Genomic DNA, 10,683 nt, shown 5'->3' with positions numbered 1-10,683 from the left:
GATTGCTCCGTCTTTCTTTCCCCTCCCATGCGAGAGAAGAACCTATCCGGTATTAGCTACCGTTTCCGGTAGTTATCCCAGTCTTATGGGCAGGTTACCTACGTGTTACTCACCCGTCCGCCGCTAAGTCTCAGAGAAGCAAGCTTCTCATTGACTCCGCTCGACTTGCATGTATTAGGCACGCCGCCAGCGTTCGTCCTGAGCCAGGATCAAACTCTCCAAAAAAGAGAGCGATTAAGCTCAATTAGAAAAACTGACGAGAACGTAATGTTCTCTTTATTTTGCTCGGTTATCATACCGTCTGACGACTTGTACCATAACCTCGCGTTTAGAATTTTGTAGTTACAAAATTCTGCTCACTCGTTGTTCAGTTTTCAAAGATCAACTTCGTTGCGTTTCAACTCTCGTCGTCAGCAACTTTTATATCATATCATGTACGGTTTCGAAATGCAAGCTTTTTTTTAAAAGTTTTTTTGACTTCTGATCGAAGCTTACTTGCCATGTTCTTGTTTGAAACGGCTTATTTCTTGGCCGGAATTAGAATATACCATGCACATAAAAATTATGCAACACTTTTTTTAAGAAAAATTTAATTGCTAATCTCTCTTCTATTAAACTCATCCCTCGATGAAGACTCACTATAAACAAAAAACCTGTCTAAGTGACAGGCAAGCTTGTTTGTAGTTCTATAATGATAGAGATGAACTCATTATCCGCATATACTCATCCAGATGATCTGCCGCGCTAAAGACAGGTTTGCCGTGACATACCTCTACTCTGCGTGGCTTCAGCTCTTTGACTACACGGCTGCTTCGCACAGCTTCCTGCATATCAGCTGTAAACATGGGCATCGGGCGATTCAACCTGCCTTTCTTAGATGTAAATAGATCACCTGCGAGCAGAACTCCATCCTTCTCATGATAGTAAACGACATGTCCTGGAGAATGCCCAGGTGTATGATAACACTTTAATGAGCACACACTCTCAATCCTGCCGTCCTGATCCACTGAAAGAGGAGTTGCGAGCTGCTTAGGCAGTGAGGCGGCAGCTTTTTTTCGACGAGGGTAGGCTATATCTCCTTCCATATAGGGGATCTCAACAGGATGCACATAAACAGGGACCTGATGATGTTCTCTTATTGAAGTCACGGAGCCGACATGATCGGAATGTCCATGAGTAAGTACAATCTGCCGAATCGGTCCTGCTCCCAGTTGCTCAACGAACTTCAGTATTCCTTTTGCCATGGAACCCACTCCGGCATCCACGAGAGTCACTCCATCCTCTTCTGCTACAATCCATACGCGCACCGGAAACAGCATCCACGTCTTCAATGCCCAAATATGCTCGGAGACTCGCTCTATTTTCATTGTCTTACCTCCTTGATTTTAGCTTCTCGGTAAAGCCCAATAATACGATCTCAAATGATTCCTTAAATGTAGGCAAGAGTCTCGCTGATAATTCCTCAGCTGTCTCGCTTGATTGATGATAGGTTCCCACGATCCCGTGCAGCATATAAAAATATATTCTAGAAAAGGACAACAATACCTCACTTAGTTCTTCAAGCTGATAGATGTCTCCAAGAGCTCTTTTAAATAGATTAAAAAGTTCATTGCGCAGTTTATTAAGCGGAAGCTCTGGCTCGATATCCACCCTCTCTGTATTGGTTCCGAAAAATATCGTGTGCATGTTGCGATGATGCAAACAGAATTCAATAAAACGCCAGCTCACTTCTATAAGCCTCTCTTTAGAACTCATACTCGTATCATCAAGTGCCAGAAGCATATTCGACTTTAAACGCTCCAAAGGTGGTACAGATAATTCGTGAAGCAGCGCTTGTTTATCTTTGAAGTAGATATAAATCGTTGTATGTGAGCAGCCTGCTGCTCTTGCAATCTCTCTCATCGACACCATATCAAAGCCACGTTTCGAGAAAAGCTCAGCTGCCATGGCCAAAATGACCCGTTTTGTTTCCTCAGAACGAATTTCTTGCCTGTTTCCTGCCATTAAGAACTCTCCTTGTAAGTAACCACTGGTTTGTAACCTCTGGTTATAATATAACCAACGGTTATGTAATAGTCAACCATCAATTTCCATTAAAAGAAATGGAGTTCTTTTTGTGGCTAAATAGCTAAATCAACTTCCTAGCTTGCAGCTTCAATGTTTGTCTACAGTACTTCTTATAAAAAAACCGAGTCAGGCTCGGCCTGCTCGGAATTCATTAATTAAGTCTCAATATTTCCACGTACGGTCATAGTACCTAATATAGTGTGCGTCGATTCAATCGGCTCATGGCCTTGAATAGAAACTCCTGCCCTATGTGCCTCATCTTCATATCCCTTGCTGCGCAAATACTGCTGTGCTACTTTTCTTGTCTCATACATCGCACTTCGTTCTACATTTCGAATGATTGCGAGTGCTCCTGAAAGACTGCATTGGTCAAGTGAGTTTTGCACCTCTTCTTCACTCTCTGGATCTACTTGCTGTATAAGTCGCAGCTCCTCCTCAGCTAGTTCCGGCTTCTCCAATGGATTCGTTAAGATATGGAGAGTGTCTTGTGTGAGGACGACAGCACTAGCAGCACGTTCAGCCTGTATTTCTTTAATGTAAGCAAAAGGGTTCTCGATCACAGGAAGATCAAAAACCTTCCGAAGCTTCTCATGCAGCTCCTTCCTTAGCTTCTCTTCTTCCGGTGTATAGCCATACGGTGAAGCCAAAGCTTCTTCTTCCCAAATCTTAACCTGCGTTCTGTATGCATCCTCACTCTCAAAACGATTATAGAACAGAGCACTATCCGTAAGAGCGATGCTTAGAAAATCTCTAAAGCTGCGGGCAATCAGTTTATTCGTATCTCCAAAATCCATAGGGCTGATGCAGACGATCGGTGCCTGATCCAAGCTCTCCACCTCACCGAAATCAGTCAAATAGCCATAGTGAATACCATCACAGCCATTGGAGCCAAATACAATAACATCTGAGGGTGTACATAAGTAACGAAAGCTGCCTAGTTCAGGGATGAGCCCCATGCCAAAATCCAAGCCCCGAGGATGCACCTCCCGGAATTCTTCTTCTATAGAAAGAAGCAGCTGCAGATCAGCCGGGATCTCGTATTTTCCAAAGTTAAGGCGGACAGATTCAGACGAAAGATCATGCATCGTGATAATCCCCTTTTCAAATGAAGTGTTTTAAACTATAAATACGAGATCCCTTATGGTATTCCTCTATCCTCTCTGCAAGCTCAGCTCTTCTTCTCCTTTAAGATAACAGCCGTCAGAGGCTCCAGAATAATCGTATCTGCCGTGAGCTTCACTCCAGTCGGATGATCCAGCTGGCTGACTCCTGCACGTGTTTGGTCTACAACAACTTCACATGAAGTGAAGTCCTGTTGTAATCTGAGCTTCCTTGACTTCTTGTCCGCATTTACAAACACATGATAGCATTCACGCTCATCACTTGAAAGACAGCTGTATGCGATGACAAGATCTGTTTTTTGAATATCCGGTGTATTTATTCGTGTTACATTGCGGTCGATCAGCTCCATGCTGCCCAAACGGAATGCATCTGAAGCCTTCCTGAGTTCTATCAGCCCTTGAAGATGCTTGCGGGTCTCGATATTTACCGGGTATTGCTCTTCATCTGTGACTTTTGCCCACTCGAACATGTTGACGGCATCCGTTGAGTCGTGAGAATCATTAATATAATAGTGGATCTTATCTCCGGTGGACGTAAACTCATGGAATTTATGCTCCGGTATACCCTCTGCCTTCCATTGCTTCGTTCTTCCATACTCCTGGCCTGCATGCAGGAACACCGTTCCCTGAGAAGTCAGCACAAGCACATGTCCCAGCCGAATCCGCTGATGAATTTCCCGATCGTCCTTAGGAATCTCTGGATCTTTATCTGTTGAGATCGCAATTACATCATAGAGCGTTAAATTGTCGTGCGCTTCAATATATTGAACCACATCCCCCGGACTATCTGCCGGGATATTGGAGGGCTGTGCCTTTATGTTGTTGAAGATGAGTTCGATATCTCTTGGCCCGCCTGTTAGAAAACGGGGTTCCCCCTCATTTCCAAAACCCGACTTCAGCTCATTGCGGATTTCATCTGAGAAAACACCGACATCGTCTGTCTTGTCCATCCAGTCCTGATCTGCAGCAAGGCCCTTCAAAGCCGGATCGGATTCATCTCCTGCAAAGGTACGCCATCCTTCACCGATAAATAGTGCTTGAGGGTTGATTTTAGCTGCTTCATTATATGCCTTCTGCACAGCAGGGTACGTGGCATCTCCCATCATATCCCAGCGCAGACCATCGATTTTATACTCACTAAACCAGTATTTGACCGAATCCACCATCAGCTTCTCTGCCATCTTCCGATCTGTCGCCAGATTATTGCCGAAGCCCCCGATAAATTCTCCCTTGGCATTCTGCCAGGCATAATAACCGGGTACAATATCATTCAGGAACTCCGGGAGTGCCATGTGCGTGTATACGACATCGAGGATAACACCCATTCCGGCCTCGTGAATGGCATGGATGAGTGACTTCAGCTCCTTGATGCGAAGCTCGGGGTCAGCAGGATTCTCGGAATACGCCCCATCTGGTGAAAAATAATTGTGCGGGTCATAGCCCCAGTTATATTCATTGTCGAGGGCAGAATAGTGAAGCTCTCTCTCTCCCATCTTCAGCTCATTCCCTAAATACCAAGCCATAACAGGCAGCAGCTGAACATGGGTCACTCCCAGCGACTTAATGTAAGCTAATTTGTCCTCAAAAGCTCTGTAGGTCCCCCATCTTGCAGACAACTCCCCTTCAATCTGAGGATCAGAGGTAAAATCACGGATATGAATTTCCCAAATGATGGCGTCTACTCTTTTGTTGTATCCTTTAATAGAAGCAAAGCTCAGATCAGCGACACGAGTTCGTTCCAAATCTACAATAGCCGCCTTGCCAATAAGGTCGCCGTCCTCACCTGGATCGCCCTTGGTATCCACTCGTGATGGGGCCATGGATCTGGCATAGGGATCAAGCACCTTTTTGGTGACACCCTGATTTGTAACTTCATATTGATAAAAATAACCGTGAAGGTCATCTGCAGATAGATCATCCGGTGATAGAACCAAACTCCAAATACCCCGTTCTCCCTGGACAAGCGTAAATTGACCGGCGAGCTTCGTATCATCATTCGGATGGAATAGACTCACTTTAACTTCAGAGGCAACTGGAGCCCATAATTTCAGCGTTACAGAACCATGATGATAATGGGCGCCTAAGTCATCGCCGCTGTATGCATATTGCTCATCAAATTGCTTCCAATCGACTTGATTGTCTGAAGCTGTGGAATGCTTAGTTTTATGTACGTTCAACTGATTTTGTTCGATCATATTATGAGCCTCCGGTTCGTTATCTAATCTTGCTGCTAAGCTGGAATTAACCAAAAAACGAGCTGTCTAATTAAACGATGTCTGCAACTGACTCCATTTTCATAACTCATTTCAACTAATAGGTATTTCCCAAACCCATTGAAAATGAACATCTTCAATATAAATTGAAATCAGGGTAAATGCAACCGTTTGCATAACGTTGCACTAACTTTTTATTTTTCTAACCAATTCAGGATTTCTCTCACTATAAAAAAAGAAAAACCTAGTCTTATGAATAAAGACCAGGTTTCTCTACTGAATGTATTACATTAAGACTGGCTCAATACGAGCTCCAGACGCACATTCACATCATTTTCTGTCTCCACAACGACATTATGCGGGTTCTCCATCCCAAAATCATCAAATGTCACTTCCGTTTGTCCGGACAATAGCAGGTTTCCTTCCTGATAGCTGACTTCGGAGAAGAAGGTCACATCCTTTTCTATACCTCTTACCGTCATGGTACCTTCAATTGTTACTGGCACAACCTCACCTTCTGTCCACTCCTCCGGAAGTCCCGTAAAGGTATCGGCAGTAAAGGTAGCCTCCGGGTAAGCTGCTACATCAAAAAAGTCGCTCTCCTGTAAATGATCATCACGCTGAGCATTACCTGAATCGAGTGCCGACATATCCATGATGCCTTCAGCCGACATCGACTCCGGTGCTTCAAAATCAATACTCCATGATCCTGTAACGGCATCATTCACAAAATTTACGGTTTCTTGAGAAGTTGTAATGGACCAGTATACCTTGGATTCATCCTGCAGTGCCCAGGCTCCAGTCAACTCTTCACTGCTTACGGTCTGTGCTTCACCCGACGGCTCTGTATTGCCAGACATAACCGATTCAATCTCTACATTGTTACCAAGAAAATTGTTGATTCCTCCATAAGCGGCGGTGCCGCCAACAATAAGGGCCGCGGCTGCTCCTGCAATAATCCAGTTTCTCTTTTTCTTATTCATTATTATTCCTCCCAGCTTCTCTCATATTTATGATCTCATCTATGTTTTCTCTCTCGTGTTCTGGCTGCGGGATGAGAGAAGCATAGCAAAGGAATGTGTCAGGAGAATGTCAAGAGAAATAGAGAAGTGTTTATGATAAAATTCATGCATATCCTTGCACAAGGACAGCCATCGATCTACGTTCATGTGAAAACAAATCAACCTTTAAATGATTAGAGAATAAAGCTTGTACCGTTTAACTGTAACGGATAAATAGAGAATATACCTGTGCTGTAATCCGGGAGGAGAAAGGAGAACGATCGGTTGAAGAAAATAATGATCGTGGAAGATGAACGGGCTATTTCAAAAGTACTCAGCGCATATCTGAAAAAAGCGGGGTTTGAAGTGAACGCTGTATATGACGGAGAGGAAGCCTTAAGGCAGCTAGCTATACAGGTACCAGCCCTTGTCATTCTGGATATTATGCTCCCCCGCAAAAACGGATGGGAAGTGCTGCAGTACATTCGAAAAACGAGCAGTGTTCCTGTCATCATGCTTACCGCCAAGGACGGCATAGATGACAAGCTCATTGGACTGAACAATGGGGCCGACGATTATATGTCCAAGCCGTTCATCCCGGAGGAAGTCGTTGCCCGTGTGAATGCCGTACTGCGCAGACCGCTTGGCTGGACAGACAATGAAGAACACAGACGGAGCTATGGCTGTCTCTCTCTCGATTTTCGCTCACAGAGAGTCATGTTAAACGGGGTCGACGTCCCGCTTACTCCGCGGGATACTTCTGTACTGTTCTTTCTGGCAGAGCATCCGAATCAAACCTTTACGCGAGAGCAGCTAATCGAGAATATCTGGGGTCTGGATTACGAAGGCAGCGATCGCGCTGTTGATCTATCCATTAAACGGATCCGGCATTCCCTCTCTCACTGGCCTAAAGAAGAAGGAGATATCAAAACATTACGAGGAACGGGGTATCAATTTTGGATAAACCGCTGAGATCGATAAAAGTATACTGGACAAGGCGTTATTTCCTCGCCCTCTTCACCGGGCTGGCAATTCTGAGCCTGCTCTCCTTCTGGTGGGTTAAGCATGAATCCATGGATCGGCGGCTTGAAACCACCCGAATTCTTGCCGAAGAGATCGCTGATAAGATCGTTCAGGGGGCCGGCAGTGATGAGGTTGAGTACCACAGGCAGGATTTAAATGCGCTCATCGATAAACGTAAAAATATGATAGAAAAAAGCGCGGGCATGTGTGTCATTATTACAGATCAGCAGGGTAAACCCGTGTTCTCCAACCCTCCGATGCCAGAAGAACAGCTGAAGCAACGGATTCTATCGCCGGAAGCATCTGGCTCGAAAAAGATTACTGCCCCTATTATGCAATCAGGGACAGAGATTGGCGAGGTTATACTGCTCCTTCCAATAAAGTCGTTCACGATCATTACGGACCAAACCTGGCTTGTCGCCGGGGCCTTTGTCTTTCTTGCCGTCCTTGGGTGGGTCACAATCCACCTGCTCACAAGAAAATTGGTCAGCCCAATTCGTGACGTCGCCGAGGCAGCACACGAAATACGCCAGGGCAATTACGATGTAACTCTAAGCACCGATGTGAAGGAACAGGAAATTTATGAGCTGACGACCTCGTTTAAGGAGATGTCCGAGCGTCTGAAGACGTTGGAGCACTCCAGATCATACATGCTTGCAGGACTGACACATGAACTGAAGACACCTGTTACTTCCATTAAAGGTTTGCTTCATGCCTTACAGCAAGGCGTTGTTGAAAAAGAGGAAGCCGGCGAGTTTATGGAAGCCGCACTCAAGGAAACGAATAGATTGGAGCATATGGTCGCTGATCTGCTGGATTATAACGCCATTGCAGCCGGAGTCATTCCCCTCAGGCCTGAACCAATATCAGCGGTCCCCTTCTTCAGTGAAATGATCTATCAATGGTCACTCCATCAGAGCTGCGAGGAGACACCTGAGCTAACGTGGGAAGAGTCCGTAACGGAGACTGCATTATGGGGAGATCCGCTGCGTATCCAGCAGATCATGACGAATCTGCTCAACAATAGTGTGGAATCTGCTACGGGTGATCGACAGTTTCATATAAGTATCCATATAGCACGAGCAGGAAGTCAGGACTTGTCCATCCTCGTTAAGGATAATGGCAGAGGAATACCGGCAAACGAGCAGGAGCTCATCTTCGAACGCTTCTATCGCGGAATAGACAAACAGGAACGGGTTCGCGGATTGGGGCTGGGTCTCAGCTTCAGCAGATTGCTAGCCACGAACATGGGCGGTCATCTGCGGCTCATCGAAACCTCTACTGCAGGAAGTACGTTTGAGCTTCAGCTTCCGTTGAAGTCTTAGTTAAATCTGAATACACGAAAAACAGCCGCTTGTATGGATTGTGCACTTCACCCTGTTGTTAGATGGTGTTCTAACTTTGGAGGGGTCACTGCATTCAGGCGGCTGTTTTATATTGAGGGAATATTATTAAATGAGATGCTTACTTTCTTTTCAGTTCCAAAATGCTGTCGCTTAGGGAGCGACGCTCATTGGGTATTTCTCGCTCACGGAATCGCTCATCCAGTGTGTCAAGGCCTGCACGATAACCTAGAGCGATAACCGCTTGCAGCTCAATGTATTCCGGGATGTCTAGAATTTCACGCGCTTTGTTTCGGTCATAGCCTCCCATGGCCCGAGTAGCCAGTCCCAGCAGATGTGCCTGCAGTGCAATGGAACCCCAGGCAGCACCTGCATCAAAAGCATGTGCTCCATTGACTCCGCCATTCTCATCTCTGCGTGTATCGGTAGCAAGCAGGATCAATACGGGTGCTTTATCCGACCATATCCGGTTGCCAGGAAGTATGAATTCCTTGAACAGCTCACGCTCTTCTTCTGTCTGAGCGATATAAAAACGCCACGGCTGCAAATTGTTGGAGGATGGCGCCCAGCGTGCCGCCTCAAGCACCGTATACAGCACATCTTGCGGAACCGGTTGATCCGCAAAGGAACGGGAAGACCAACGCTCCACAAACAATGGATTCACCGGATAATCCGGTGTCCGATGAGCACTCACATCCTGCAAAGATACTTCCAGCACATTCTGACGCTTTGTCTCTTTATTACTCATTCTCTATCACTCCTTGTTTGGTTTTTAAAAAAACAGAGGCATCGTCCCTATGCAGTAGAGCAACACCTCTGTTTGTTCACAGTCAGCTATATTTATGTCATGTCTTAGATAACTTACAAATTCTATGAGATTTGTATAGATTGAAAATAGCACCAACGAATTGGTGTGTCAATCTATATTTAGGATTATACTTAGAAGCAGGATATCCAAAGGAGGCAGCAATTCATATGGCAATTTCATCAGAACAAACCGCTGTAGGGTTCATTGGTACAGGTGTAATGGGCAAGAGCATGGCAGGGCATATACAGAAAGCAGGATACAAGCTCCATGTATACACAAGAACTGCGGAGAAGGCAGCCGAGCTCGTAGAGCAAGGGGCCGTCTGGCATGAGACTCCTGCTCGTCTGGCTGAGGCCTGTCAGGTCATCATTACCATGGTCGGCTATCCGAAAGATGTGGAGGAGATTTACCTCGGTGAGGATGGACTTATCGCAAACAGCGCTCAAGGAACCTATCTGATTGATATGACGACGTCCAGTCCTCAATTGGCAGAACGCATCTATCAAGAAGCCGCTGCAAAAGGACTTCATGCCCTGGATGCTCCCGTATCAGGTGGTGATATCGGCGCGCGAGATGCGAAGCTGTCCATTATGATCGGCGGAGACGCTGCGGATGTTGAGGAGGTAACTCCTCTGTTTGAGCTCATGGGAACCAACATCGTTCACCAAGGCGCAGCCGGTGCGGGACAGCATACTAAAATGTGTAACCAGATCGCCATTGCCTCGAACATGATCGGGGTAGCGGAAGCACTGGCTTACGCCAAGACTTCAGGACTTGATCCGGAGACGGTACTGAAAAGCATCGCGACGGGCGCTGCTGGCAGCTGGTCGCTCAGCAACCTCGGCCCTCGCATGATTGGCGGTAATTACGAGCCTGGATTCTATGTAAAGCATTTTATCAAGGACATGCGTATTGCTCTTGAGTCGGCGAAGGAGATCGGACTGGATACACCAGGCCTCGCGCTCTCTGAATCCATCTATGAGCAGTTGTCCAAGCTGGGTTATGATGATAAAGGAACCCAGGTCATTTACAAACATTTTATTGAAGAATAAATACCATTTAGTAACGCTGATGCAAGAGGAGTACTCTTGCACCAGCGTTGTTTTT

The 10,683-nt window shown here is 45.9% G+C and carries 8 protein-coding genes, 1 rRNA gene and 1 pseudogene; 3 read left to right on the top strand and 7 right to left on the bottom strand.

Features of this window, described 5'->3' with window-relative positions; genetic code table 11:
* The 6 genes and pseudogenes from BK126_RS27270 to BK126_RS27245 all read right to left on the bottom strand — a co-directional run.
* Nucleotides 1–225: ribosomal RNA gene (locus tag BK126_RS27270) — 16S ribosomal RNA — on the bottom strand; the annotation flags it as partial.
* 461 nt (nt 226–686) lie between these two features.
* Nucleotides 687–1,367 carry an MBL fold metallo-hydrolase gene (locus BK126_RS27265; protein ID WP_076315610.1) on the bottom strand — a complete coding sequence of 227 codons (681 nt, stop codon included), beginning with the start codon at nt 1,365–1,367 and terminating at the stop codon, nt 687–689.
* Between the two features lie 4 nt (nt 1,368–1,371).
* Nucleotides 1,372–2,004 (bottom strand): TetR/AcrR family transcriptional regulator, encoded by a 633-nt coding sequence (locus tag BK126_RS27260; RefSeq protein WP_076315609.1) that lies wholly within the window; start codon nt 2,002–2,004, stop codon nt 1,372–1,374.
* A 218-nt stretch (nt 2,005–2,222) separates the two neighbouring features.
* Nucleotides 2,223–3,152, bottom strand: a complete 930-nt coding sequence (locus tag BK126_RS27255; protein WP_076315608.1) for a hypothetical protein — start codon at nt 3,150–3,152, stop codon at nt 2,223–2,225.
* A gap of 83 nt (nt 3,153–3,235) precedes the next feature.
* Nucleotides 3,236–5,395, bottom strand: a pseudogene (locus BK126_RS27250) (alpha-amylase family glycosyl hydrolase); the annotation flags it as partial.
* 296 nt (nt 5,396–5,691) lie between these two features.
* Nucleotides 5,692–6,384, bottom strand: a complete 693-nt coding sequence (locus BK126_RS27245; protein ID WP_076315606.1) for a YceI family protein — start codon at nt 6,382–6,384, stop codon at nt 5,692–5,694.
* A gap of 303 nt (nt 6,385–6,687) precedes the next feature.
* Here BK126_RS27245 and BK126_RS27240 point away from each other — a divergent pair, with 303 nt between their 5' ends.
* Nucleotides 6,688–7,374, top strand: a complete 687-nt coding sequence (locus BK126_RS27240; RefSeq protein ID WP_076315605.1) for a response regulator transcription factor — start codon at nt 6,688–6,690, stop codon at nt 7,372–7,374.
* On the top strand, nt 7,359–8,750 hold the full coding sequence (locus BK126_RS27235; protein ID WP_083656263.1) for a HAMP domain-containing sensor histidine kinase: 1,392 nt from the start codon (nt 7,359–7,361) through the stop codon (nt 8,748–8,750). Before BK126_RS27240 ends, BK126_RS27235 begins: the two co-directional genes overlap by 16 nt.
* Before the next feature lie 139 nt (nt 8,751–8,889).
* Here BK126_RS27235 and BK126_RS27230 read toward each other — a convergent pair whose 3' ends face one another.
* The gene (locus BK126_RS27230; protein ID WP_076315603.1) at nt 8,890–9,516 is read right to left on the bottom strand and encodes a nitroreductase family protein; all 627 of its coding nucleotides are present in this window, start codon (nt 9,514–9,516) and stop codon (nt 8,890–8,892) included.
* Between the two features lie 227 nt (nt 9,517–9,743).
* Here BK126_RS27230 and BK126_RS27225 point away from each other — a divergent pair, with 227 nt between their 5' ends.
* Complete coding sequence (locus tag BK126_RS27225; RefSeq protein ID WP_076315602.1) at nt 9,744–10,628, top strand: NAD(P)-dependent oxidoreductase; 885 nt, start codon at nt 9,744–9,746, stop codon at nt 10,626–10,628.
* Nucleotides 10,629–10,683: the final 55 nt, after the last annotated feature.

The organism is Paenibacillus sp. FSL H7-0326 (assembly GCF_001955535.1).
GTDB classification, from domain to species: domain Bacteria; phylum Bacillota; class Bacilli; order Paenibacillales; family Paenibacillaceae; genus Paenibacillus; species Paenibacillus shunpengii.
The sequence above is the reverse complement of the archived record's forward strand: the minus strand, read 5'-3'. Positions and strand labels throughout refer to the sequence as shown.

Excerpts from the sequence above, each read along its gene's own strand:
- BK126_RS27265 (WP_076315610.1), bottom strand. The coding sequence starts at position 1,367 with ATGAAAATAGAGCGAGTCTCCGAGCATATTTGGGCATTGAAGACGTGG.
- BK126_RS27260 (WP_076315609.1), bottom strand. The coding sequence starts at position 2,004 with ATGGCAGGAAACAGGCAAGAAATTCGTTCTGAGGAAACAAAACGGGTC.
- BK126_RS27255 (WP_076315608.1), bottom strand. The coding sequence starts at position 3,152 with ATGCATGATCTTTCGTCTGAATCTGTCCGCCTTAACTTTGGAAAATAC.
- BK126_RS27245 (WP_076315606.1), bottom strand. The coding sequence starts at position 6,384 with ATGAATAAGAAAAAGAGAAACTGGATTATTGCAGGAGCAGCCGCGGCC.
- BK126_RS27230 (WP_076315603.1), bottom strand. The coding sequence starts at position 9,516 with ATGAGTAATAAAGAGACAAAGCGTCAGAATGTGCTGGAAGTATCTTTG.
- BK126_RS27225 (WP_076315602.1), top strand. The coding sequence starts at position 9,744 with ATGGCAATTTCATCAGAACAAACCGCTGTAGGGTTCATTGGTACAGGT.